Genomic DNA, 24,798 nt, shown 5'->3' on the forward strand with positions numbered 1-24,798 from the left:
CCGTTCTCCGGTTTTTGAGTTGGTCTTGTGCATGATGTGGACGCACGGCCTCCCAGAGCCGTTTGTCGGTGATCAAAATCTAGCAGATGGCATGCATCGGGACAACGACGTTTTAGCGATGGCTAATCTCTGTCGGGTGATGCTAAAATTCTGCGCGCGCTATCGAGCTCTTTCCCTCGCCTTCAGCTCCAGCCGCCGCGCGTGCAGCACCGGCTCAGTGTAGCCGTTGGGCTGAACCCGGCCCTTGAATACGAGGTCGCAGGCGGCGAGGAAGGCGATCGACTTGTCGAAGTCAGGGGCCATCGGCCGGTAGAGCGGATCGCCTGCGTTCTGGCGGTCGACGACGCCGGCCATGCGCTTCATCGTCTCCATCACCTGGTCTGAGGTGCACACGCCGTGATGCAGCCAGTTGGCGATGTGCTGCGAGGAGATGCGCAGCGTCGCGCGGTCCTCCATCAGGCCAACGTCATTGATGTCAGGCACTTTCGAGCAGCCGACGCCCTGGTCGATCCAACGGACGACATAGCCCAGAATCCCTTGCGCGTTGTTGTCGAGCTCGTTCTGGACCTCCTCCGGCGACCAGTTCGGCCGCACCGCTACCGGCACCGACAAGATGTCGTCGAGCTTTGCCTTGGGGCGGCTCTTCAGCGCTGCCTGCACAGCGTGGACGTCGACCTTGTGGTAATGGGTGGCGTGCAGCGTAGCCGCTGTCGGCGACGGCACCCAGGCGGTGTTGGCGCCGGCCCTGGGATGGGCGATCTTCTCCGCCAGCATCGCCGCCATCAGATCGGGCATGGCCCACATGCCCTTGCCGATCTGGGCGCGGCCGGCCAGCCCGCATTCCAGCCCGGTGTCGACGTTCCAGGCTTCGTAGGCGGCAATCCAGGCGGCCTGCTTCATGTCGCCCTTGCGGATCATCGGGCCGGCTTCCATCGAGGTGTGGATCTCGTCGCCGGTGCGGTCGAGGAAACCGGTGTTGATGAAGACGACGCGATCTTTGGCGGCGCGGATCGCCTCCTTGAGATTGACGGTGGTGCGCCGTTCCTCGTCCATGATGCCCATCTTGATGGTATTTTCGGCCATGCCGAGCAGCGCTTCGACGCGGCCAAAAATCTCGACGGCGAAGGCGACTTCCTCCGGCCCGTGCATCTTGGGTTTTACGACGTACATCGAGCCCGTGCGGGAATTGGCGCGTCGTCCATTCGCTCCGACATCGTGCAGCGCGATCAGCGCCGTCATCGCCGCATCCATGATGCCTTCCGGCACTTCGTTGCCGTCGCGGTCTGATATCGCGGGATTGGTCATGAGGTGGCCGACGTTGCGGATCAGCATCAGCGAGCGGCCGGGCAGGGTGAGCGCGCCGCCATCAGGCGCGGTGTACGACCGGTCGGGATTGAGTTTTCGCGTAAACGTCCTGCCGGCCTTGGTGATCTCCTCGGCAAGGTCGCCCTTCATCAGGCCGAGCCAGTTGCGGTAGACAAAGACCTTGTCCTGCGCATCGACCGCGGCGACCGAATCCTCGCAGTCCTGGATGGTGGTCAAAGCCGATTCCAGCACGACGTCGGCAATGCCGGCCGGATCGGTCTTGCCGATCTGGTTGCTACGGTCGATCACAATCTCGATATGCAGCCCATTCCTGGTGAGCAGGACGGCTTCGGGATTCTCGGCGTCGCCGCGATAGCCGGCAAACTGTTTGGGGTCGGCGAGCGTTGTGGCGCCGGCGCCCTCCCCCAGCCGCAGCATGCCGTTGGCAACCGAAAGCCCGTTCACCCCAGCCCATTTGCCGGTCGTCAGCGGCACCGATTCGTCGAGAAAACCCTTCGCCCAGGCAATGACCTTGGCGCCGCGCGCGGGATTGAATTTCCCGCCCTTCTCGGCGCCGTCGGTCTCGGGAATGGCGTCGGTGCCGTAGAGCGCATCGTAGAGCGAGCCCCAGCGCGCATTGGCGGCGTTCAGCGCGTAACGCGCATTCATCACCGGCACCACCAATTGCGGCCCGGCAACCACCGAAATCTCCGGGTCGACATTTTCGGTCGCGACTGAGAAGGCCGGCCCTTCCGGCACGAGATAGCCGATCTCCCTGAGAAACGCCTTGTAGGCTTCCATATCGCCAGGCGCGCCATTGTCGCGATACCAGCGGTCGATCTGGTCCTGCAGCGCGTCGCGCTTTTCGAGCAGCGCCCGGTTCTTCGGCGAAAGATCGTGCACGATGGCCGCAAAGCCGGTCCAGAAGGCGTCGGCTGCAATGCCGGTGCCCCGCAGCGCCTCGTTCACGACGAAATCATAAAGCTCGCGGGCAATCCGCAATCCGGCGATTTCGACGCGATCGGTCATCGGGGCTTCTCCAGACGAAAGGCTTTGGCCGGGCCTTTGACATGTCAGGGTGGCAGGGTCAATTCAGCTTAGGGTGAAGGGGAGGATTTAGACCGCAGCGTGGCACCGGCAAGTGGTTTCGCCTGAGCATCCCTTCGCTTCGTCATCCTAGAGCGGTTCATCGTTTCACGGAAACGCCGAACCGCTCTATCTCTTTGTTTTTGCGCAATTCCGGACGGAAAACCGTTTCACACTTTTCCTGGAATTGCTCTAGGGCGGAGCAGGAGCGAAGCGACGTCGCGAAGACCCTAGGATCCATGCCGCGACTTCGGTGTACACGAAGGCATGCCAGAATCGAGTGCCCTTCGTCCCGGCGGTCAGTGTGGGGAAGGCGTGCTGAAGAAGAGTTTGACGCCTGTGTGAATACGAACGCTATTCTGAACCGCAGGATTCTTCGGCTAAGGTAACGGCATGGATCCTACGGTCTGCGCTCCGCTTCGCGTTCGCTTCGCCCTGGGATGACGAAGGCGCGGGTGCTCACACCGCAATCCTTGGCCTTCCCGACGCCACCGCCACGACATGCGCCTCGATGAACATGCGCTGGCCTTCGACGGTCGAGACGCGGAACTCGCTGGCGACCTCGATCTGGGCGCTGTCGGTGCCGGCTTCCTTCGCCCGCCCGGCGGCCAGCGCTCGCACGTCGGCCTCGGCCGCCGCGATCGCCGCAGCCTCGTCTTTGAAATCGCGCACGGTTTCGCCTGAGGCGACGCGAAACAGCCCTTCATTAGGCTGGCTGACGCGCGCCTCCGCCGAGACGCGGACCTGGCCGACGACGGCGCCGAGCGCGTTGGCGGCGTCGGTATCCTCCGGCACGACGCAGTCATTGCCGACCAGTTCGGCGAGGCCGGCATAATGCAGCGGCGCCGAGGCGCCGAGGCCGATGACCGGACGGTCGAGCGCCACGCTGAGCCGGGCGATGCCTGGATGGGAATCGACGGCGCGCTGCACCAGCGCGTGCGCCACGGTCGCGGCGCCGTCCAGCCCGTCCTCGGCAAAGGCGGTTTCGAGGATGTATTCCGCCGACCAGCGCGTCAGCGTCAGCAGCACCCGCTCCGAGATCGCCTCCGGCGTCGCGGCGATGAACTGGCCGCGGCCGTCGCGCTTGCGGGTGAACAGTTCGGCGCCGAGCCTCGCGGTGGCGGCATCCCAGTTGGCCTGCTTGCCCAGCACATGTGCGGCATCCGAGGGAGTGAACCCCGAGATATGCACGAGGCCGCGCGACACCAGCCGGTTCAAGGTGGCGTTCTGGGCGTTCGAGGTGAGCAGCCTGTCGAGGGCGAGCGGCACGCTGCCAATCGCCTCGTAGAGCCTGGCTTCCGGAGCGGTGAGGCCGGCGGCGAGCCGCTCCGGCACGCCGGTGCGCACGGCGAAGCGGCCATCCATGCGGCCGGGGTTCGGCGCGCGCAGCTGGCGCTCCAGTTCTGAAGTGACCGCCTCGCCATGCACCATGCCGGCCAGCGCCAGCGGCACCAGGCGGCGCGGCCCGAGCAGGATTCTTGGGTTGAGCGCGCCGTCCTCCAGCGTCACTTCGGAATCCCCGCCGAGCCCAAAGGTGCGCATGGCCACCGCCTCGACCATGGTGCGGAAGCCGCCGACGGTGGCGCCTTCCGGATCCAGCCTGGGACGGCCCTGGTCGAGCACGGCGACATCAGTGGTTGTGCCGCCGATGTCGGAGACGACAGCATTATCGAGGCCGGTCATATGGCGGGCGCCGACCAGGCTGGCGGCCGGGCCGGAAAGAATCGTCTCGATCGGCCGCTGGCGGGCAAAGGCCGCCGAAACCAGGGCGCCGTCGCCGCGCACCACCATCAGCGGTGCGGCGATGCCGCGCGCGGCGAGAAAACCCTCGGTCGCCGCGACCAGCCGGTCGATCATCGAGATCAGCCTGGCGTTGAGCAGCGTCGTCAGCGCCCGGCGCGGACCGCCGAGCTTGGCCGACAGCTCGTGGCTGGCGGTGACCGGCAGGCCGGTCTTTTCGCGGATGAGGTCGCGGGCGGCGAGCTCATGCGCCGGGTTGCGGGTAGCGAAGTAGGCGCAGACGGCAAAGCCGGATACCGAGGCGCCGAGGTCCGGCAGCGCGGCCTCCAGCCCGGACAGGTCGAGCTTTGCCGCATTGCCGTGGACGTCATGGCCGCCGGGGCAGAACACCACCGGATCGGTGCCAAGTGCCGCCTTCAGCCCGTCGCGGGCGAGGTCGCCTTCGGAAAAGCCGATCATCACCAGCGCCACGCGGCCGCCCTGGCCCTCGACCAGCGCGTTGGTGGCCAGCGTCGTCGACATCGACACCAGTTTTATGGCGGCCGGGTCGGTGGCGGCTTTTTGCAACACCGCATCGACCGCGCCCGATATGCCGACCGCCAGATCATGGCGCGTGGTCAGCGCCTTGGCTTTGGCCAGCACTTTTCCGCTTGGTCCGCCGACTTCCGACCACAGCACGGCGTCGGTGTAGGTGCCGCCGGTGTCGATGCCGAGGAACAGGGGCGAGGGTTTGGTGGTCATTCTGGCGGGTCCGGAGTTTTGCTTCCCCGCCCTTAGCCGATACGGGCCGGCCGATAAAGCCACGAGCGCTGGGCCACGATGAAGTTCGATCTCTCCCCTTGTGGGGGGAGGTTGGCAGCTTTGGCAGCAGCGCCAGACTGCCCTACAAACCCCACCTTCTTATGCGTCCCATCACAAAACGGCTTGTTGGCGGAATGGCCGCAGCGGCAGAGGAAGGTGCGTTGCGTGCGGTCGACCGTGTGGCCGGTGCCGGTGACGATTTCGAGATTGCCCTCGAGCTTGAGCTGGCCGTTCTTCGTCGGCGTCACGGTGAGCGGGCCATTCCTCGCGTCCAGCGCCGGCGTGTCCTTCAGCGCCGGCTCGCCGGTGGCGGCAAAACCTGATTTGTTGTGGCTGCCGTCGCAGAACGGCTTGTTTTCCGAAGCACCGCAGCGGCAGAGCGTGGCGCGAAAAGACGTCTCATCGCCAAGCACGATTTCGGCATGCAGCGCCAGCGAACCGTTTTCGCGGATGCGCACGGTGTTGACCACCGGCGGCTGTTCCTGCGGTCCGGCATCCTTTCTGATGTAGGTGATGGCGCCCGACGGACAGCTTTCGGCGATCGCCACGATCAACGCTGGCCGCCTCGGGATGGATCCACTGGCCCTTCGGATTGGGCACGAAGACACGCGGATCGCCAAGCACGCAGTTGCGCGAATGGATGCAGCGTTTTCCTGAAAAGCCGACATCGATCTTTTCGCCCTTCGACCATGCCTGCCATGGGTGCGCTCCTTGCTGATGCCTCACGCTATGGCGATGGCCCAGGACGGCGTCAAGCCACTAGGCGCCTTACCTTCTCCCCCAGGTAGGGTGCCCCGCTACGGAACCAGATCGATTTCCTCGGTCTCCCCGTCGTTGAGATAATAGTCCTGATCGTCGCCCGGCCAGACATAGTCGCGGTCCTGGCTGTAGAGCTCGACGCGCATGGCGTTGGGATGGCTGTTCTTGATCTCGAAAGTGACGTCGCCGGCATGCGCCGCCGGGCGCAAACAATGCGGCAAGACAGAGCGCGGGGCCGATGCGTTGGGAAGCGCCAATGGACACTTTCATAACCGTTTGGCGATTACGACTCACGAAGAAGTCCAGCTGTCACCTGTTCTGGTGAGGGAGGCGGAAATTCTAAGAAAAATCGAATTCGAAAACTTTCGAAAACACACGAATTCCGCGTTACCTGTAAAGAGAGGAACATCTTTGTAGGCCCCAACAATGCCGGAAAGTCGTCAGTTCTCGATGCACTTCGGTTATTCGCTGACGTCGCGCGATACGCCGAATATCGCCTTCCGGTACTCAAAACCCAAGGGTCGCACGGCGTTTGCGCCACATATGAAATAATGAACAAAAACTTTTGCTTGCCGATCGCAAATATTCCGACCAACGAGTCTGAGCTCGACGTTAACGTGTCGATTTATCACGATAATGGATCTGTACTTCATTTAGTTTTGAGTACGGAGCGTCAGCCGAATGTTTTTATCGAATCGGACAGAAGGGCAAAACGAACAAAAGCTTATTTCAAGGACTGTTTTCCGGAGGCGGTGATCGTTGTGCCCACGCTCGGCCAATTCGAGGAAACCGAAAAACCAAATGATCCCGATTACGTTAGAAGTGTAGAGCATACCAGACTGGCGGCGAGAAACTTTAGGAATATTTGGAGACAGAAATCTCATGCAGAATTCCAGGAATTCTCCGCCTTAGTAGAGAGTAACTGGAAAGATATTGAGGTTCACAAGCCGAAGCCGGTTTTCGGAATTCCGGCCACACTAGAGATGCTGTATCTAGAAGGCGGGCATCCTCGAGAAATTTTCTTATCTGGGTTTGGTTTTCAGGCATGGATGCAAATCATGACCCATTTTCTGAGAGGGTCAGGAGGTGACATCCTCGTGCTAGATGAGCCGGATGTATACCTTCACGCCGACCTTCAGAGGAAGCTATATAGCATCGCTAAAAAGAGATTCTCGCAGATCTTTCTTGCTACGCACTCAGCTGAGATCATGAACGAAGCGAATTCAGGCGATGTGGTCCTTGTAAGACCAGACTTTCAAACTGGAAAGAGAATTACGACAGAGGAGGGCTATCGGAGTGCCCATGCACTCTTAGGCTCCTCAGAAAATGCGGACTTCGCCCGGCTTTCGAGGGCCAAAAGGATTATCGCGTTTGAAGGTAACGACCGCTCCATATACCGTCGATTTGAGCAGATGATAGTCGCTGACGGTATCTTCAGTGATCCCGATACAATGCTTCTCAAGATCGGTGGGTATGAGCAATGGCCGCGAGTTGGGAACTTGCCGTGGGCGTTTCAGGAGCTATTCGGAATTCAACCAAAAATAGCGGCTATTTTCGATAGAGATTATCGGTGCCTGAACGAAATCGAAAGCCATGAGCAAAAGTTGCGAAGCTCCGGGGTCTTTTGCCATGTGCTTCGCCGCAAAGAAATTGAGAACTACGTCATCTCATCGGAGGCGATTTCGAAAGCCGCGCAAAAGGCTGCCAAAAAGAAGGATAAAGTTATCGAACTGGCATGGGTCGATAAAATTTTGGCGGAGACTTCTTTCTCACTACGAGAGGACTCTCTCATAAATGTTCAATCTGCAACGAATAAGTACTATCAGCTTTCCCGCGATAGGCGAGAGATGCAAACTATACTTAAGATGGCCAAGGGTGAGTTCGACCAGGATTGGGGTGAGAGAGGCTACGGGTATCGTATTGCGGGTAAGGAGTTTTTCTCTGCTCTCAATCGAGCTCTCGAAGAGAAGTTCGGAGTCTCTCTTTCTTTATTTCAGATTCTGGACGATTTTCACGTATCAGAAATCGACTCTGAGTTTCGCGATATGATCTTAGATGTAAACCAGTATTTCGCGGAGAAGTAAGGCGCTTTCAGAGTCCGTCGCGTCGCTTCTGAACAGCCGATGATCACCGCAGTGCCTCAGCCCCGGGGTGGGACCGCTGCCTCCGACAGCTGCCATCCGGATTCGCGCCGCATTGACCCAGCGAGTCGGCGCGTCCGTAGGCCGGACCGCTCAATCGCCCATCTTCAGCGCCTGGATAAACGCCTCCTGCGGGATATCCACTTTCCCAAACTGCCGCATCCGCTTCTTGCCCTCTTTCTGCTTGTCGAGCAGCTTGCGTTTGCGCGAGACGTCGCCGCCGTAGCACTTGGCGGTGACGTCCTTGCGCAGCGCCGAGATCGTCTCGCGGGCGATGACCTTGCCGCCGATCGCCGCCTGGATCGGAATCTTGAACAAATGATGCGGGATCAGCTCCTTCAGCTTTTCGCACATCTGGCGGCCGCGCTTTTCCGCCGCCGTGCGGTGGACCAGCATAGACAGCGCGTCGACCGGCTCCTCATTGACCAGGATCGACATTTTAACCAGGTCGCCCTCGCGATAGTCGGTCAAATGATAGTCGAAGGAGGCGTAGCCCTTGGAGATCGACTTTAGCCGGTCGTAAAAGTCGAAGACGACCTCGTTGAGCGGCAGGTCATAAGTGAGCATGGCGCGCTTGCCGACATAGGACAGGTCGGCCTGGATGCCGCGCCGGTCCTGGCAGAGTTTTAGGATGCCGCCGAGATACTCGTCCGGGGTGAGGATGGTGGCGCGGATCCACGGCTCCTCGATGGCCGATATCTTGACCACGTCGGGCATGTCGGCGGGGTTGTGCAATTCCTTCGTCGTGCCGTCGTTCAACAGCAGCCGGTAAACGACCGACGGCGCCGTGGCGATGAGGTCGAGGTTGAACTCGCGCTCAAGCCGCTCCTGGATTATTTCCAGATGCAGCAGGCCGAGGAAGCCGCAGCGATAGCCGAAGCCGAGCGCCGCGCTGGTTTCCATTTCGTATGAAAAAGAAGCGTCGTTGAGGCGCAATTTGCCGACCGCGGCGCGCAGATCCTCGAAATCGGCGGCGTCGACCGGGAACAGGCCGCAGAACACCACCGGCTGCGCCGGCTTGAAGCCGGGCAGGGCTTGCGCCGTCTGGCGCTTGTCCTCGGTGATGGTATCGCCGACGCGGGTGTCGGCGACTTCCTTGATCGAGCCGGTGAAGAAGCCGAACTCGCCGGGCCCGAGCTCGTCGACATTGATGCGGGCAGGGGTGAAGACGCCGGTGCGCTCGACCAGGTACTTGGCGCCGGTGCCCATCATGCGAATGGTCTGGCCCTTCTTCAGCACGCCGTCGATGATGCGGACCAGCACGATGACCCCGAGATAGGCGTCGTACCAGCTGTCGACCAGCATCGCCTTCAACGGGGCAGCAATGTCGCCCTCACGCGGCGGCGGCAAATCGTTGACGATCGCCTCCAGCACATCGGGAATGCCCAGGCCGGTCTTGGCCGAGATCAGCACGGCGTTGGAGGCATCGATGCCGATCACCTCCTCGACCTGCTCGCGGATGCGCTCGGGCTCGGCGGCCGGCAGGTCGACCTTGTTCAGCACCACGACGATCTCGTGGTTGTTGTCGATGGCCTGGTAGACATTGGCCAGCGTCTGCGCCTCGACGCCTTGCGAGGCGTCGACGACCAATAGCGAGCCCTCGCAGGCGGCCAGCGACCGCGACACTTCGTAGGCGAAGTCGACATGGCCGGGCGTGTCGATCAGATTGAGGATATAATCCTCGCCATTGTTGGCGTGGTATTTCAGCCGCACGGTCTGCGCCTTGATGGTGATGCCGCGCTCACGCTCGATATCCATCGAGTCCAGCACCTGCTCCTTCATGTCGCGCAGCTCCAGCCCGCCGGTCAGCTGGATCAGCCGGTCGGCAAGCGTGGACTTGCCATGGTCGATATGGGCGACGATGGAGAAATTGCGGATGTTCTTGATCGGCGTGGTCATGTCGGGCGCTTTAGCAGGGGCAGCTTGCCCGGGCAAGCGGCCGCGCCGCGCATGAGCCGGCCAGCGAACGCAACGTCGTTAAACTTTGCTCCATCAGATTAGGGCATATTTCGCGGCCTGCGTGATAGGCCACAACCTGTTACCGTTTGGGGAACACGAAATGCCACTGTCCGGAAGCCATTTTCTCAGTTCCGAGAGCGGCTCCTTAGCGCCGATACTCGCCATTATGGTTATCCCGATGTGTGCCGCTCTGGGCCTCTCGGTCGACTATAACGCGGCCATTGCGACCAAGGGCTCGATGCAGAATGCGCTCGATGCTGCGACCCTGTCGATCACGACGCTGCCGACCAGCACGTCATTGGCGGACCGTCAGGTGAAACTGCAGGAGTCGTTTGCGGCCAATAGCGGGCAAGGCATCGCCAAGCTCGACGGCTTCGTCGTCGCCGCCGACGGCACCGCCAGCATCAATGCTTCGGCCAGCTTTGCCATGCCGACGAACTTCATGCAGATCGCCCGCGTCGATACCGTACAGATCGGCGTCGCTTCCGCGGTGCGCAAGAGGCCGACACTGGTGCAGACCACGTTCAAGGTCCAAAAGGTGTCGGGCCATTGGAACAAGACGGTGTCGCTCTACGGCACGAAATTCACCGAGACGGCTGTCAACCCGTTGATGAAGATCACCTATGTCTACAACAACTTTGGTGATCCGAAAGGCTACGGCACGTCGACGGTCTATACGGTTAATGGAGCGACGGAGACGAAGGTCCAGGAACAAAAATGCACGACCAAGACGGTGCAGAATTTCCTTAACCTGCCAACCGGGGCGATCACACAGGTTAGCGGCAACAAGAAATACCTGACCACCTGCACCAACACCATGTATCCGGCGAACGGCGCCGGCGCGGTGATCGACGTCAGCCTCATGGATTCACTGTTTCTGCAGATGGATGTGCCGTCGGCTCAGCCAGCCAGACTCAAGTCGAATGACGCAAGCACATCAAACCGGTTGTACATCGACGGCGTCGAGGTCGTGAACGGCGAGAAGGTGGATATCTTCACTGCGGTACCGTGCGGCCAATCCAGCCAGCAGGCCTGGGAGGACGGCGGAAATCCCGTGCCGGCTCCGGTGTCCAACGCCGACTTCTTCTACACCGTGACTGGAAAGTGCGACTTCAATCAACGGCCTTCGCAAACAGTGCTTACGCAATAGCGCTGGACGGGGAACGGCGCTAACGCTTGACCTTGATCGAAGCATGCATTCACAACGCCGCCTGCCACCGGGCGGCGTTTTTATTTGTGGGCCAATTCGAGGATGGGCGGAGGTGGGCGATCACGAAGCGGTGATGGCTGTAACGAAGGCCCAGGCGGCGGCGAAGAGCTGATGTGATCGCCATTCCGGCGCGCCACCAACCCTGGGAGACCATCATGACCAATTTCACCCGCCTGACCTTGCCGGCACTCGCCTTCGGGCTTTGCTCGACGGCGCTTTTTGCCGGCGGCATTGCGCGCGCCGAAGATGCGATGAAGCCGGCCCTTGCGATGGCGACCAATGCCATGAAGCCGGCGACCGACGCGACAAAGCCCGCGGATCCGATGGCGGCCGAAAAGCTGAAGGACTGCATGGACAAGGCTGCCATGGAAACCGGCGCGATGAAAAAGGACGAGGCGACCGAGGCCTGCGACGCGATGGGGACGGCCAAGTAGGCCGCGTCCGGAACGGGGTCGCGGCCGACGCCCGCACGGCAATGTGAGACCGCGACGGACCTATCTGTCGTATAGTCGAAAACTCTTGCATGGAGATCAGAGATGACCGGCATCGAAAAAACCGCCGCGAAACGATTGACGAATGTCGCCTGGGGCGCGCTTGCGGCGCTGATGCTCGCGGCGGCCGGCGCCGCCTTGTGGCAGACGCCGGCGATCTCGGCCGAGGAGGCGGTGGTGATCCCGCCACCGGCGATGGACGAAAAACCCGCCGCCGGCACCGCCAGGGCGATCTTCGCTGGCGGCTGCTTCTGGGGCGTGCAAGGCGTGTTCCAGCACGTCAAGGGCGTGACCAGCGCCGTTTCCGGCTATGCCGGCGGCGACAAGGACACCGCCGTCTACGAGACGGTCGGCACCGGACGGACCGGGCACGCCGAAGCCGTCGAGATCACCTACGAGCCGTCCAAAGTCACTTACGGCCAGTTGCTGCAGGTGTATTTCTCGGTCGCGCACAACCCGACGCAGCTGAACTACCAGGGTCCGGACCGCGGCCCGCAATACCGTTCGACGATCTTTGCCGAAAACGACGCCCAGAAGAAGATCGCCGAGAGCTACATCGCGCAGCTCGATGAGGCCAAGGTGTTTCCGGAGCCAATCGTGACCACGCTGGAGACGGGGAAAAAATTCTATCCGGCCGAGGACTACCACCAGGATTTTTTGACGCTGAACCCGACCTATCCCTACATCGTCTACAACGACTTGCCCAAACTCGAGAATTTGAAGACGCTATTCCCAGACCTCTACAGCGACAAGCCGGTGCTGGTGCTGGCCGCCAACAAGAGCTGATCTTTTGCCAGGGTGTACTTTGTGCATCCAAGTAGACGCACGTCGGCGTAAGGTGTGTTGAGATTCGGGTTAGGCCGAGCAGAAAATGGTGGATTCCGAGAACCGGAACGGAGCGTACTTTCGGGTACGCGAGTACCGGAAGCGCAGGAAGCCGCCGTTTGCAGGCCGGCATCCCCTGAATATCAGTATACCTTATTGCACGCCCAGAAACTGTCGAAGCTCCGGCGTCCTGGGGTTGGCGAAGACGTCCTCGGGGGCGCCGATCTCGTGGACGCGGCCCTGATGCATGAAGACGACGCGCGAGCAGACGTCGCGGGCAAAGCGCATCTCGTGGGTGACCATCACCAGCGTCATGCCTTCCGCGGCCAATTCCTTGACGACGGCCAGCACCTCGGCGACGAGCTCGGGATCGAGCGCCGAGGTGATCTCGTCGCATAGCAGCGCGATGGGCTGCATGGCGAGCGCCCGGGCGATCGCCACGCGCTGCTGCTGGCCGCCGGACAATTCGTCCGGCAACGCATCGAACTTGTGGGCGAGACCGACGCGGTCGAGCATTTTCCGCGCGACCGCTTCGGCGTCCTCTTTCGGCGTCTTCTTCACCACCATCTGCGACAGCATGACATTGCCGCCAGCGGTGAGATGCGGGAACAGGTTGAATTGCTGAAAAATCATGCCGACCTTCAGGCGCAGCGCCTTGAGATGCACCTCGTCGGGCAGGAACTGGGCGCCGGCGACGACGATCGAGCCTTGATCGATGGTCTCCAGCCCGTTGATGCAACGCAGCAGCGTCGACTTGCCCGAACCGCTCTTGCCGATGATGGCGACGACCTCGCCCCGCGCGACGTCGATGGAAATCCCCTTCAGCACCTCGTTGTCGCCGAAGCGCTTCTTCACCTCAGTGATTGCGATGAGCGACATTGAGCTTCCTTTCCAGGAGCTGGCTGGATTTCGACAGCGGCCAGCACAAAGCAAAATAGATGAGCGCGACCAGGCCATAGACGGTGAACGGCTGGAACGTGGCGTTGGTGACGATCGAACCGGCCTTCGACAGTTCGACGAAGCCGATGATCGAGGTGAGCGCGGTGCCCTTCACCACCTGCACCGAGAAGCCGACGGTCGGCGGCACCGCCACTTTCAGTGCCTGCGGCAGGATGACGTAGCGCATCTGCTGGAGATAGCCCATGCCGAGGCTGGCTGACGCCTCCCATTGACCTTTGGCAATGCTCTCGACGCAGCCGCGCCAGATTTCGGCGAGGAAGGCTGCGGTCCACAGGATGAGCGCGATACAGGCGGCAAGCCAGGCGGGAACGTCGATGCCGAACAGGCCAAGTCCGAAGAAAGCCAGAAAGAGCTGCATCAGGAGCGGCGTGCCCTGGAACAGCTGGATGTAGCCGCGTGACAGAACCCGCATCCCACGCCGGGCGCCGATGCGCAGGAAAAGCAGGGCCGCGCCGACGATGCCGCCGCCGATGAAGGAGACCAGGGAGAGGACAACGGTCCAGCGGGCGGCCAGAAGCAGGTTGCGCAGGATGTCCCAGAAGCTGAACTCGGTCATGGCGCATGTCTCATCGCGACGCCTTCCTGGGGAACAGCATCCAGCCCAGGCCGGCCAGCAGCTGGCGCAGCAGGATGGCGAGCGCCAGGTAGATCAGGGTCGACACGATGTAGGTTTCGAAGGCCCTGAAATTGCGCGACTGGATGAAGTTGGCGGCGAAGGTCAGGTCCTCGGCGGCGATCTGCGAAACGACGGCCGAACCCAGCATGACGATGACGATCTGCGACGACAGCGCAGGCCAGATGCGCTGCAGCGCCGGGACCAGAACCACGTGCCAGAAGGTCTGGAACGGGGTCATGGCGAGGCTCGCGCCGGCCTCGAACTGGCCGCGTGGCGTGGCCTGGATGCCGGCGCGGATGATCTCGCAGCTGTAGGCGCCGAGGTTGACGATCATGGCGAGGTTGGCGGCGGTCAGTTCCGACATCCTGATGCCAAGCGACGGCAGGCCGAAGAAGATGAAGAACAGCTGGATGAGGAAGGGCGTGTTGCGGATCAGCTCGACATAGGTCGCGACGACGGGTTTTAGCCATTTCGGCCCCAGCGCCCGTACCCAGGCGCAGGCAATGCCCAATGCCACGCCGAACACCGCGCCGATCAGGATGAGTTGTACGGTGATCCGGATGCCCTTGAGCAGCACCGGCAGAGAACCGATCAGCCAGCCGAAATCGAACTGATAGGTCATGGCTTGCTATCCGACCTCAGCCACACGCGGCGGGCGGCGATCACAGGTCAGCCGGCAGGTCCACCTTCAGCCATTTTTGCGAAATCGCGTTGAGGGCGCCATCGGACCTGGCGGCGGCGATGATGCCGTTGATCTTGGTCATCAATGCCGGCTGCTCCTTGTTCATGCCGATGTAGCAAGGCGAGTTCTTGATCAGGAACTTGAGCTCCGGCCGCTTGGGCGGGTTCTTTTCGAGGATGGCGGCAGCGACGACATTCCCGGTTGCAATCACCTCGACCTGGCCCGAAAGGAAAGCGGAAATAGTGCCGTTATTGTCCTCGTAGCGCTTGATCTCAACGCTCGCCGGCACAACCTTGGTCAGTTCGAGATCTTCGATCGCGCCGCGGGTGACGCCAATGGTCTTGCCGGCGAGGTCTTCCGCTTTTGCGACCGCGACATCCGCCGGAGCGAACACGCCGTTGTAGAAGGGAGCATAGGCTTCGGAAAAGTCGATGACCTTCTCGCGATCGGGATTCTTGCCGAGGCTGGAAATGACCAGGTCGACCTTGTTGGTCTGGAGATAGGGAATGCGGTTGGCGCTGGTGACCGGGACGATTTCGACCTTGGCGCCGAGCTTTTCGCCAATCAGATTTGCGATATCGACGTCGTAGCCTTGCGGCGTCATGTCGGCGCCGACACTGCCGAAGGGCGGGAAATCCTGTGGAACGGCGATGCGGACGGTGCCCCGCGCCGTGATGTCGCTCAAGGCGTCAGCCTGCGCCTGCGGAGACGAAGCCATGGCCATTCCAACGGCGGCAACGAAGGCCAGCATGCAGACATTGCGACGGTTCATTATCTTTCCCTTTGACTAGACAAAACCAATTGGTCGCCAGGGCAAAGCAACAGACATGCCAAACCATCGAAATCGCTGCGAATCGGACTTTCCCGGTGGGATTTGCAAGGCGGTCTTCACGAGCCGATGCCGCCCGACCAGTGGTCTGCCTAAATATTGTGCAGTTCGGCGGTTCACCTGTCAGTCGTAGGTCAGATCCGTCGCCTTGCCGCCGAAGACGCGGTAGGCATAGAACGAATAGAAAATTATGATCGGCAGTACCACCACCGTGCCGGCCAGGATGATGGCGAGGCTTTCCGGCGCGGACGCCGCCTGCCAGATGGTCAGCCTGTCGGGCACGACGAAGGGATAGAACGACCAGGCGAGGCCAGCAAAGCCCAGCGTGAAGATGGCGGCCAGCGTCAAGAACGGCGTCAGCGCATGGCGGTCGTCGGCCTTAGGCAGATGGAAGGTCTGCCGCCACAGCCATGCGAACAGCACCGCCGACAGGACCGGCAGCGGCGACAAATAGAGCATGGCCGGCCAGACGAACCATTTGTCGAAGATGCGCGGACTGGCGAGCGGCGTGGCCAGCGAGACGGCGACCATGCCGAGCGCGGTCAGCACCAGCGCCCAGCGCAGCCATAGCACCGCCTTCTTCTGCAATTCGCCTTCCGTCTTGTAGATGACCCAGGCCGCGCCCATCGCCGCATAGGCGGCGGCAAGGCAGAGCGCCACCAGCGCGCCGAAGGCCATGCCGCCGAGGCCGACATCAAGGCCCAGCACATAGATTCCCAGCATGTAGCCCTGCGCCAGCGAAGCGATGACCGAGCCCAGGAAGAAGATGCGGTTCCAGCGATGCTTCCGACCGGCCGGCACCTTGGCCCGGAAATCGAAGGCAACGCCGCGCAGGATCAGGCCGACAAGGAGCAGGAAGACCGGAATGTAGAGCGCGGTGAGGATGGTGCCGTGCGCCAGCGGGAAGGCGACCAGCAGCAGGCCGACGGCCAGCACCAGCCAGGTCTCGTTGGCGTCCCAGAACGGGCCTATTGCCGCGATCATCGTGTCCTGCTCGGCGTCCTCGGCGGCTGCGAACAGGATGCCGATACCTAGATCAAAGCCGTCGAGGACGACGTAGATCAGGATGGCAAGGCCCATCAGGCCGGCGAAGATGAGGGGGAGCAATGTCGGCCAATCGAGGGTCATCGCCGTTCTCCTATTTCGCCGCCGGCTGCGACAGCGGCGCGTCGAGAACGCCCGGCAGCGGCGAGGTATCGCCGTCCTTCGCCGCCTTCAGCGCCAGATAGACCAGCACGCCGAGATAGGCGATCAGAAGCAGCGCATAGAGGATGAGATAGACCGCAAGCGACAGCGCGACCTGGCTGCCGGCGACCGGGCCGACGGCATCGACAGTCCTGAGCACGCCGGTGACCAGCCAGGGCTGGCGGCCGATCTCGGTGGTGTACCAGCCGGCCAGCGTTGCCAGCCAGCCGGACAGCGCCATCGGCACCATCACCAGCGCCAGCGGTCTCGGCAGGCTGTGGCGCCGCTTGAGGAAAAAGGCGGCCGACCAGGAGACGACGAGCATCAGGACGCCGGTGCCGACCATGATGCGAAAAGCCCAGAACACCGGGAACACCGGCGGGTGGTTGGCGGCATAGTCGTTCAGCCCCGGCACGACGCCGCTGGCGCTGTGCCTGAGGATGAGGCTGGCGCCATCGGGGATGGTGATCTCGTATTTGTTCTCCCTTGCCGCCTCGTCGGGAAGCGCGAAAAGGACCAGCGGCACGTTGGGGCCGGTGTTCCAGTTGGCCTCCATGGCGGCGATCTTCTGCGGCTGATGCTCGAGCGTGTTGAGGCCATGCTGGTCGCCGGCGAAGATCTGGATGGGGATCAGGATCGCCGCGATGAAAACACCGGTGCGCAAGGCCTTCCACATCGATTCCGAACGGTCGCCATAGAGATAGCGCAGCGCCGACAGGCCGGCGATCAGGAACGAAACTGTCAGGCCGGAGGCAAGCAGCATGTGGACGAGCCGGTAGGGCATGGACGGGTTGAAGACGATCGCCCACCAGTCGGTAGCGTGGGCTACGCCGTTGCGCATCTCGAAGCCGACCGGCGTCTGCATCCATGAATTGAGCGCGATGATCCAGAAGGCGGACAGGGTGGTGCCGCTGGCCACCAGCACGGTTGCCAGCGTGTGGATGCGGTTGGAGACGCGGCGGAAGCCGAACAGCATGATGCCGAGGAACGCCGCCTCGAGGAAGAAGGCGGTGAGTATCTCATAGGCGAGCAGCGGGCCGGCGATGTTGCCGACGGTCTCCATGTAGCCCGGCCAGTTGGTGCCGAACTGGAAGCTCATGGTGACGCCCGAAACCACGCCCATGGCAAAGGACAGCGCGAACACCTTCACCCAGGTGAAATAGGCGCGCATCCACGCGGTATCCCCGGTGGCGTTGTAGCGAAGCTTGAAGAACAGCAGCATCCAGCCAAGCGCGATGGTAATAGCCGGAAACAGAATATGGAACGAGATGTTCGCGCCGAACTGGATGCGCGACAGGATGAGCGGGTCCATGGTGGGCTCCGGCTGCTGCTATGTCAGGGAAGATAGGCTGGATGCGCAAAGCGGTCAAAGCGGCGTGGCGTCACGCGAGGCGGAACGCCGCAGGACTGCGGCAGCGGTGGATGCGCCGATATTCAGAACTGTCAGGAGTGCCATTGACTTCCGGCTGCGCGCACCGACATTCAGCGGACTAAAATCAACGGACCTCCTTTCAAGCAGCCGTTTTTCAGCCATGCCATCGATCATTTCCATTTCCGGGGTCACCAAGACCTACGCGACGGGTTTCAAAGCGCTGAAGGAGATCAACCTCGATATCGAGCGCGGCGAGATTTTTGCGCTGCTCGGGCCGAACGGCGCCGGCAAGACGACGCTGATTTCGATCGTCTGCGGTATCGTCAACCGCTCGTCGGGCACGGTCAGCGTGGACGGCCACGACATCAGCCGGGATTATCGCGCCGCACGCAGCCTCATCGGGCTGGTGCCGCAGGAACTGACCATCGACGCGTTCGAGAGCGTGTGGGCGACGGTCAACTACAGCCGCGGCCTGTTCGGCAAGCCGGCCAACCACGCCTTCGTCGAGAAAGTGCTGCGCGACCTGTCGTTGTGGGACAAGAAGGACGCCAAGGCGATCACCCTGTCCGGCGGCATGAAGCGGCGGCTGATGATCGCCAAGGCGCTGTCGCACGAACCGAGGGTGCTGTTCCTCGACGAGCCGACAGCCGGCGTCGACGTCGAGCTGCGTCAGGACATGTGGGCAATGGTGCGCCGGCTGCGCGAGGATGGCGTCACCATCATCCTGACCACGCATTATATCGAGGAGGCCGAGGCGATGGCCGACCGCGTCGGCGTCATCAATCGCGGTGAGATCGTGCTGGTTGAGGACAAGGTGCAACTGATGCGCACGCTCGGCCGCAAACGGCTGTTGCTGGAATTGCGCAGTCCGCTCGCCACGTCCCCGAGACGTTGTCGCGCTACGCGCTGGAGCTTTCGCCGGACGGTGATCGACTGACTTATACCTATGACAACCAGAGCGAGCGGCCGGGCGTCGCCTCGCTGCTCCGCGACCTTGAGACGTGCGGCATCCAGTTCCGCGATATCGACACCCAAAACAGCTCGCTCGAGGAGATCTTCGTCAACCTGGTGAGGAAGGGCGCATGAACCTGCGAGCAGTCTGGGCGATCTACAAGATGGAGATGGCGCGCGCTTTTCGGACCGTGCTGCAGAGCATCGTCTCGCCGGTCATCTCGACGTCGCTCTATTTCGTCGTCTTCGGCTCGGCCATCGGCTCGCGCATCACCGAGATCGACGGCATCAGCTACGGCGCCTTTATCGTGCCGGGGCTGATCATGCTGTCGCTGCTGACGCAGTCGATCTCCAACGCCTCCTTCGCCATCTATTTCCCGAAATTTGTCGGCTCGATCTACGAGCTGCTGTCGGCGCCGGTGTCCTACCTGGAGATCATCATCGCTTATGTCGGGGGTGCGGCGACCAAGTCGATCATACTCGGCCTGATCATCCTGGGGACTGCGTCGCTGTTCGTGCCGCTGACCATCGAGCATCCGTTCTGGATGCTCTCGTTCCTGGTGCTGACGTCGGTGACCTTCAGCCTGTTCGGGTTCATCATCGGCATCTGGGCGAAGAGCTTCGAGCAGCTGCAGCTGGTGCCGCTGCTGATCATCACGCCGCTTACCTTCCTTGGCGGCAGCTTCTATTCGATCGACATGCTGCCCGGCACCTGGCGCACGGTGACGCTGTTCAACCCTGTCCTTTATCTGGTCAGCGGCTTTCGCTGGAGCTTCTACGGCAAGTCCGACGTCTCGATCGGCGTCAGCCTCGGCATGACCGTGGTTTTCCTGCTTATCTGCATAGCGATCGTCGCGTGGATCTTCAGGACCGGCTACCGGCTGCGGAACTGACCGGCCAAAGCACGCTGAGCAATTGGACATAGAAACATGAAAGAAGGGGCTTCGGTCGCGCCAAAACCCCTTCCTCACGATTTATCGACGTGGAACCCTGCAGCGGGATGAGCTTAGACCGCGATCTTGCCACCGCCCTGTTTGGTGATGGCGACGACCGACGGCCGCACCGGCATATCGGGCTTGAAGTCAGGCCAGCGGGTCGAAGGGTCCTCATAGTACGAGGGACGGCCAAAAGCCTCCCAGTCCTCGCCGCCATCGGCGGGATGCTGGACCGCGACGAAGGCGGTCTGGTCGTCGGGCGTGAACAGCGGACCGCAGAGTTCGGCGCCGATCGGCACGCGGAAGAACAGCTTCGAGGTCGCCCGCGCCTCGCCTTCGGTGTCGACCGCCCACAGGCCATCGGTGCGGCCGGTCGCCTTCGGACCCTGGCCATCGGTCGAGACCCAGAGCCGGCCGGCCGCATCGATGGCGCAATTATCCGGCATGCCGAACCAGCCATTGGCGGTGGTTGCGGTCGAGAAGGTGGCGCCGACTTCGGCCACTGAGGGATCGCCGCATTTCAACAGCACTTCCCACTTGCCCTTGGCAGCAGTGAAATCGCCACCGTCCTCGACGATCTCGATGATATGGCCGAAGGCGTTTTCGGCGCGCGGATTGGCGGCGTCGACCTGGTCCGTCTTGCGCTTCGAATTGTTGGTCAGCATGACGTAGACCTTGCCAGTCGTCGGATTGGGCTGGATGTCCTCGGGGCGGTCCATCTTGGTGGCGCCGAGAAGATCGGCGGCAAGCCTTGTCCCGATCAGCACGTCGGCCTGGCTGGCAAAGCCGTTCTCGGTGGTCAACTGGCCCTGTCCGTGAACCAGTGGCAGCCATTCCAGGGTGCCGTCCTCGGCGAATTTAGCGACGTAGAGCGTGCCGTCGTCGAGAAGATCCATGTTGGCGGCGCGATCCTCGGCGTTGAACTTGCCGGCGGTGACGAATTTGTAGACATAGTCGAAGCGCTCGTCGTCGCCGAGATAAAAGACGACACGGCCATCCTTGGCGACGATCGATTCGGCACCCTCATGCTTGAAGCGGCCCATCGCAGTGCGCTTCCGCGGCACCGAGGTCGGATCGTTGACGTCGACCTCGACGATCCAGCCGAAGCGGTTGGGCTCGTTCGGCTCCTTGCCGATGTCGAAGCGGTCATAATGCGCAGCCCATTCATAGGCGCCTTCGGGAATGCCCAGGCGCTTGTAGTTGGCGGCTTCCGCGTGATCGGCCGGCAGTTCGCCGGAGAAATAGCCATGGATGTTTTCCTCGGCCATGACGTAGGTGCCCCAGGGCGTGACGCCGCCGGCACAATTGTTGACGGTGCCGATGGCCTTCGTGCCAGTCGGATCGGCACTGGTCTTGACGCGGTCGTGGCCGGCGACGGGGCCGGACAGTGCCATCTCGGTGTTCGAGGTGATGCGGCGATTGAGCTTGCCGTCGCGCACCACCTGCCATTTGCCTGATACCTTGCGGATCTCGACGATGGTGCCGCCATGGGCGGCCATCTCGACGTCGACCTGTTCCTTGCTCAGTGGGGCCTGCTTGGCCTCGCCATCGACGATGGTGACGAGGCCTGGGAACATCAGATGCGGATTGGTGTATTCGTGGTTGACCACCAGCAGACCATGCTCGGCCGAGCCGTCGATCGGGATATAGCCGACATAGTCGTTGTTGTAGCCAAACTGTCTTTCCTGGGCCTGCGCCGACTGTTTTGTCGGATCGAATTCCGGCGAATCGGCAAACAGCGGATCGCCCCAGCGCAACAGCACGTCGGCGTCATAGCCGGCGGCGACATGGTGCTTGTCGTCGACGCCCGCCTCGACCTCGTCGAAGGCGAAGGCCGAGCCGCCGCCGGCGCGGGCATCGTCGGCGAGGATCAACGCCAGCGGGCTAACGGTGACGGCGATGGCGGTTGCCGCGAGCGATCCCTGCAGGAAACCACGGCGCGAGAACCGCGCGGCGATGATTTCGCCCATCGTCTGGTTGTCGGTGGGATTCGTTCCTGGCCCATCGTTTTCCTCGAGCAGGCTGGTGCGGAAATGGGCGTCGGGGGAGCGATGTTCAGTCATGGGGGCTTGCCTCTGGCTCTTTGGGATGGCTGGAGCGTGTTGCTTGACTACCGCGTATCGCCAGCAGATCACAGTTTGATGACGTTGCCGGCCAATTTCCAGCCCCGATCTCATGTCTTTGATCAGGCCGCTTGACCGCGACCGACGCTTCCGAAACAAGATCTGCGGCAGGCGCGGAAGCACTGCGTCGGAGGGACAAAACGTGAGTTTCTGGGGACTGGGGCAGCTTGGCATTTCGACGGTGATCTTCCTGCTGGCGGCGACGGCGGCCAAGCAATGGGGGCTGGCGCCGAGCCTCGGCAAGATCGTTCTGACTCTGGCGCTCTATTCGCTGGGCAATCTGATCATGCTGAGGCTGATCCGTGAATTCGGCATGTCGGTGTCGTTCAGCCTGTCGGCGGTGATCCAACTGGTGTCGGTGAACGTGGTGGCACTGGTGTTCTTCGGCGAGCGCGTCAATTCGTTGCAGGCGACCGGCATCGTGCTCGCCGTGGCAGCGGTGGCGCTGATCACGCTCGGACCCTATCTGCAAAAACTGTAGTTGCGCATGATCCCGAAAAATCGGAATCGATTTTCGGAAAGGATCATACGCAAAAGTTAAAGTGCTACAGCGTCCTTTGCGCGTCCAAAAGGACGCGCGGCGCTGTAGGACGATGGGCCGATGAATAATACCGCAAACAAGCTGCTCAACTGGATCGAATTCCCGGTGCTGCTGGCCGGACTGGTCATCGCCGGCGGACTGTGGGGGTTCGAGGAACTGATGGAGGTGGCACGAGACACCACGCCGCACGCCTTCGACACGGAAATAATGCTCGCCTTCCGTGAAGCGGGCCAGCCCGACAATCCGATCGGACCGCTGTGGCTGGAAGGGGCGATGCGCGACATTACCAGCCTCGGCAGCGCCATCGTGCTCGGGCTGATCACAGCGGCGGTGATCGTCTATCTGCTGCTTATCCAGAAGCCGGGAGCAGCGTTTCTGGTCTTCGTCGCGGTGGCTGGCGGGCAGGCCCTGTCGAGCACGCTGAAGCTCGGAATCGATCGGCCGCGCCCCGACCTGGTCTCGCATCTCGCCGACGTGGCGACGCTTTCGTTTCCAAGCGGCCATGCGATGCTGTCGGCGGTGACATATTTGACGCTGGGCAGCATGGCGTCGCGTTTCCTGCCTGGGCGAACGACCAAGATCTATGTGCTGGCACTTGCCGTGCTGACAACACTGCTGGTCGGCATCAGCCGCGTCTATCTCGGCGTTCATTGGCCATCGGACGTGCTGGCCGGCTGGTGCGCCGGCTTCGCCTGGGCGATGCTGTGCTGGCTGGCCGCATGGGCGTTCCAGCGATGGCGCGGGCAGCCCGCCGGCGGCTGAACCGGCTGTCCAGAAAGTGGCGATGCTGCTCGCAAGCGGGGTTTCATCCGGACGCGGGGCCGGCTTGCGCTTTCTCCGGCTCAGGTGTGGAATCTGGTGTGTGGGGCTGGCACGAGCTGAAAAGATGGTCCGGGCGATCAGCACGAAGAATTTCGAAGCGGAAACCGGCCGCTCCTGGGAGGAGTGGCTGGTCTTTCTCGGCCGCATCGGCGCGGCCGACCTTTCACATGCCGAGATCGCCCGACGCGTGCGCGAGACGGGACTGGCTTCGGGCTGGTGGTCGCAGTCCATTACCGTCGCCTACGAGCAGCACATTGGCCGGCGCATACCCGGACAGGACAATGACGGCCGCTTCGCCGTCTCCACCACAAAGACCGTGCCGGGTTCCATGGACGAGACGCTGGCACGCTGGGCGACCTTCATGACCGCGCAGAAGGACATTGGGGGCATCGCGATCAGCCGCGGACCGGAGACGTCCGTTTCGCGAAAGTGGCGATATTGGCGCTGTGGTCTAGCGAACGGCACGCGCGTGATCGCCGGCATCGGCGACAAGCCGGGAGGAAAATCATCTCTTGCCGTGCAACACGAGAAACTGGCGACCGCCGATGATGTCGAGTGCTGGCGGAATTATTGGAAGAGCCTGTTGAATAAGTTCTGATCGCCGCTACCGCGAAGGGTCGACGATCGCAGCTAGCATAGGCGAGCTGCTACTCGGCGGCCTTCGCTTCCGGCTTGCTGGCCGTTATCTTATCCTCCCAGAGCATCTGCCGGTAGTCGAACCCGTATTCCAGCGTCGGCTTGACGATGCGGAAATAGGGCGACAGGTCGAAATCGCGCGGCGTGTAGAGCGAATGGTGGCGGATGTGGAGGATTTCCTTTCGCGAATAGTTCGACTGGGCCGAGGCACGACCGGGCGCCCGGGTGATCTCGGGCAGGATCGGATAGCGGATCTGGCCATAGGCCTCGGCAATCAGCGAGGAGCAGATGGCCCGGGTCGGGTCGCCGGAGCCGAAAGCCAGCATGCGGCGCCGCTAGCGTACCGCACCGGCGGCGTCGGGAAGAAATAACGCAGCATGTCGAAGATGTTCTTGAGATCGTATCTTAGGCCGAGCTTGCCGATCATGAACGCAACGACCCCGTCACGATCTTCCGGCGCTAGGCCGCTCGCCCGGCAGATACGCGTGTTGTAGGTGCGGTAGCGCGATAGCGGCACGGCGATGCAGCCATCGCCAAGCGTGACCTCGATGAGGCGCCGCCGTTCCGATCCGTCCGCCGGTTCGGGCAGGGCATCGCCAACATAGAAGGCCGCATGCGACCAAGTCGACTGGGTCAGGTATTTGATCGCCGCCGAGATCTTCTGGTTGCCCTCGATGAGCAGGATGTCGCCGGGTTCGAGCGTCCGGCGCAGCGTTTCGGCATCGGAGGGCGTGTAAGGCTCGTAGCCGGAAGATTTCTCCTGCAGCCGGCCGGCAAGCCAGCGGCCGAGTCGGTCCAGAAGCGTGTCGCCGGCCTCGATCATGCCAGA

The 24,798-nt window shown here is 62.0% G+C and carries 21 protein-coding genes and 4 pseudogenes; 10 read left to right on the forward strand and 15 right to left on the reverse strand.

All coding sequences use genetic code 11. The features are described 5' to 3' along the window. Positions 1 to 159: 159 nt before the first annotated feature. The 5 genes and pseudogenes from NMG70_RS12135 to NMG70_RS12150 all read right to left on the reverse strand — a co-directional run bounded on the left by NMG70_RS12135 (position 160) and on the right by NMG70_RS12150 (position 5,948). Positions 160 to 2,334: a malate synthase G gene (locus NMG70_RS12135; protein WP_254024737.1), complete on the reverse strand. Its 2,175-nt coding sequence runs from the start codon at positions 2,332 to 2,334 to the stop codon at positions 160 to 162. Positions 2,335 to 2,850: 516 nt separating this feature from the next. After that, positions 2,851 to 4,872, reverse strand: coding sequence for a hydantoinase/oxoprolinase family protein (locus NMG70_RS12140; RefSeq protein WP_254024738.1), 2,022 nt, complete (start codon positions 4,870 to 4,872; stop codon positions 2,851 to 2,853). A gap of 32 nt (positions 4,873 to 4,904) precedes the next feature. Further along, positions 4,905 to 5,480: a CDGSH iron-sulfur domain-containing protein gene (locus tag NMG70_RS12145; RefSeq protein WP_254024820.1), complete on the reverse strand. Its 576-nt coding sequence runs from the start codon at positions 5,478 to 5,480 to the stop codon at positions 4,905 to 4,907. 58 nt (positions 5,481 to 5,538) lie between these two features. Beyond that, a pseudogene (locus NMG70_RS32915) lies at positions 5,539 to 5,658 on the reverse strand (hypothetical protein); the annotation flags it as partial. 71 nt (positions 5,659 to 5,729) lie between these two features. Next, the gene (locus NMG70_RS12150; RefSeq protein ID WP_436798374.1) at positions 5,730 to 5,948 is read right to left on the reverse strand and encodes a hypothetical protein; all 219 of its coding nucleotides are present in this window, start codon (positions 5,946 to 5,948) and stop codon (positions 5,730 to 5,732) included. A gap of 150 nt (positions 5,949 to 6,098) precedes the next feature. On the opposite strand from NMG70_RS12150, the pseudogene NMG70_RS32920 reads away from it, so the two are divergent. Then, positions 6,099 to 6,167: pseudogene (locus NMG70_RS32920) on the forward strand (AAA family ATPase); the annotation flags it as partial. A 75-nt stretch (positions 6,168 to 6,242) separates the two neighbouring features. Beyond that, positions 6,243 to 7,775: an AAA family ATPase gene (locus tag NMG70_RS12155; RefSeq protein WP_367185524.1), complete on the forward strand. Its 1,533-nt coding sequence runs from the start codon at positions 6,243 to 6,245 to the stop codon at positions 7,773 to 7,775. Between the two features lie 150 nt (positions 7,776 to 7,925). On the opposite strand, the gene lepA is transcribed toward NMG70_RS12155, so the two are convergent. Next, on the reverse strand, positions 7,926 to 9,731 hold the full coding sequence (gene lepA, locus NMG70_RS12160) for a translation elongation factor 4 (protein ID WP_254024739.1): 1,806 nt from the start codon (positions 9,729 to 9,731) through the stop codon (positions 7,926 to 7,928). Between the two features lie 160 nt (positions 9,732 to 9,891). On the opposite strand from lepA, the gene NMG70_RS12165 reads away from it, so the two are divergent. The 3 genes from NMG70_RS12165 (at position 9,892) to msrA (ending at position 12,278) form a co-directional block, all read left to right on the forward strand. Further along, positions 9,892 to 10,941 carry a TadE/TadG family type IV pilus assembly protein gene (locus tag NMG70_RS12165; protein WP_254024740.1) on the forward strand — a complete coding sequence of 350 codons (1,050 nt, stop codon included), beginning with the start codon at positions 9,892 to 9,894 and terminating at the stop codon, positions 10,939 to 10,941. 215 nt (positions 10,942 to 11,156) lie between these two features. Next, complete coding sequence (locus NMG70_RS12170) at positions 11,157 to 11,435, forward strand: hypothetical protein (RefSeq protein ID WP_254024741.1); 279 nt, start codon at positions 11,157 to 11,159, stop codon at positions 11,433 to 11,435. A 102-nt stretch (positions 11,436 to 11,537) separates the two neighbouring features. After that, on the forward strand, positions 11,538 to 12,278 hold the full coding sequence (msrA, locus tag NMG70_RS12175) for a peptide-methionine (S)-S-oxide reductase MsrA (protein ID WP_254024742.1): 741 nt from the start codon (positions 11,538 to 11,540) through the stop codon (positions 12,276 to 12,278). Between the two features lie 192 nt (positions 12,279 to 12,470). Here msrA and NMG70_RS12180 read toward each other — a convergent pair whose 3' ends face one another. From NMG70_RS12180 to NMG70_RS12210, 7 genes are all read right to left on the reverse strand, one after another. Continuing rightward, on the reverse strand, positions 12,471 to 13,196 hold the full coding sequence (locus NMG70_RS12180; protein ID WP_254024743.1) for an amino acid ABC transporter ATP-binding protein: 726 nt from the start codon (positions 13,194 to 13,196) through the stop codon (positions 12,471 to 12,473). After that, entirely contained in the window at positions 13,174 to 13,833 is a 660-nt protein-coding gene (locus tag NMG70_RS12185; protein ID WP_254024744.1) for an amino acid ABC transporter permease, read from the reverse strand. The genes NMG70_RS12180 and NMG70_RS12185 overlap by 23 nt, the downstream gene beginning before the upstream one ends. A 10-nt stretch (positions 13,834 to 13,843) precedes the next feature. After that, entirely contained in the window at positions 13,844 to 14,515 is a 672-nt protein-coding gene (locus tag NMG70_RS12190; RefSeq protein ID WP_027154713.1) for an amino acid ABC transporter permease, read from the reverse strand. A 40-nt stretch (positions 14,516 to 14,555) separates the two neighbouring features. Next, the gene (locus NMG70_RS12195; RefSeq protein ID WP_254024822.1) at positions 14,556 to 15,326 is read right to left on the reverse strand and encodes a transporter substrate-binding domain-containing protein; all 771 of its coding nucleotides are present in this window, start codon (positions 15,324 to 15,326) and stop codon (positions 14,556 to 14,558) included. A gap of 201 nt (positions 15,327 to 15,527) precedes the next feature. Continuing rightward, entirely contained in the window at positions 15,528 to 16,532 is a 1,005-nt protein-coding gene (locus NMG70_RS12200) for a cytochrome d ubiquinol oxidase subunit II (RefSeq protein ID WP_254024745.1), read from the reverse strand. Between the two features lie 10 nt (positions 16,533 to 16,542). Then, positions 16,543 to 17,901 (reverse strand): cytochrome ubiquinol oxidase subunit I, encoded by a 1,359-nt coding sequence (locus NMG70_RS12205; protein WP_254024746.1) that lies wholly within the window; start codon positions 17,899 to 17,901, stop codon positions 16,543 to 16,545. A gap of 54 nt (positions 17,902 to 17,955) precedes the next feature. Further along, entirely contained in the window at positions 17,956 to 18,135 is a 180-nt protein-coding gene (locus NMG70_RS12210) for a hypothetical protein (RefSeq protein WP_143744499.1), read from the reverse strand. Here NMG70_RS12210 and NMG70_RS12215 point away from each other — a divergent pair. Together NMG70_RS12215 and NMG70_RS12220 are read left to right on the forward strand one after the other, a co-directional pair. After that, positions 18,122 to 19,047 (forward strand): annotated as a pseudogene (locus NMG70_RS12215) (ABC transporter ATP-binding protein). The gene NMG70_RS12210 and the pseudogene NMG70_RS12215 overlap by 14 nt on opposite strands. Further along, positions 19,044 to 19,805, forward strand: coding sequence for an ABC transporter permease (locus tag NMG70_RS12220; protein WP_254024747.1), 762 nt, complete (start codon positions 19,044 to 19,046; stop codon positions 19,803 to 19,805). The pseudogene NMG70_RS12215 and the gene NMG70_RS12220 overlap by 4 nt, the downstream one beginning before the upstream one ends. Before the next feature lie 113 nt (positions 19,806 to 19,918). Here NMG70_RS12220 and NMG70_RS12225 read toward each other — a convergent pair whose 3' ends face one another. After that, the gene (locus tag NMG70_RS12225; protein ID WP_254024748.1) at positions 19,919 to 21,910 is read right to left on the reverse strand and encodes a PhoX family protein; all 1,992 of its coding nucleotides are present in this window, start codon (positions 21,908 to 21,910) and stop codon (positions 19,919 to 19,921) included. Positions 21,911 to 22,112: 202 nt separating this feature from the next. Here NMG70_RS12225 and NMG70_RS12230 point away from each other — a divergent pair, with 202 nt between their 5' ends. From NMG70_RS12230 to NMG70_RS12240, 3 genes are all read left to right on the forward strand, one after another. Further along, the gene (locus NMG70_RS12230) at positions 22,113 to 22,451 is read left to right on the forward strand and encodes a hypothetical protein (RefSeq protein ID WP_077376061.1); all 339 of its coding nucleotides are present in this window, start codon (positions 22,113 to 22,115) and stop codon (positions 22,449 to 22,451) included. A gap of 120 nt (positions 22,452 to 22,571) precedes the next feature. After that, the gene (locus NMG70_RS12235) at positions 22,572 to 23,273 is read left to right on the forward strand and encodes a phosphatase PAP2 family protein (RefSeq protein WP_254024749.1); all 702 of its coding nucleotides are present in this window, start codon (positions 22,572 to 22,574) and stop codon (positions 23,271 to 23,273) included. Between the two features lie 16 nt (positions 23,274 to 23,289). Further along, positions 23,290 to 23,931, forward strand: coding sequence for a hypothetical protein (locus NMG70_RS12240; protein ID WP_254024750.1), 642 nt, complete (start codon positions 23,290 to 23,292; stop codon positions 23,929 to 23,931). Positions 23,932 to 23,980: 49 nt separating this feature from the next. On the opposite strand, the pseudogene NMG70_RS12245 reads toward NMG70_RS12240, so the two are convergent. Beyond that, a pseudogene (locus NMG70_RS12245) lies at positions 23,981 to 24,792 on the reverse strand (C40 family peptidase). Positions 24,793 to 24,798 lie beyond the last annotated feature (6 nt).

Origin of the sequence: Mesorhizobium ventifaucium (genome assembly GCF_935822925.1) — a bacterium.
GTDB lineage: Bacteria > Pseudomonadota > Alphaproteobacteria > Rhizobiales > Rhizobiaceae > Mesorhizobium > Mesorhizobium ventifaucium.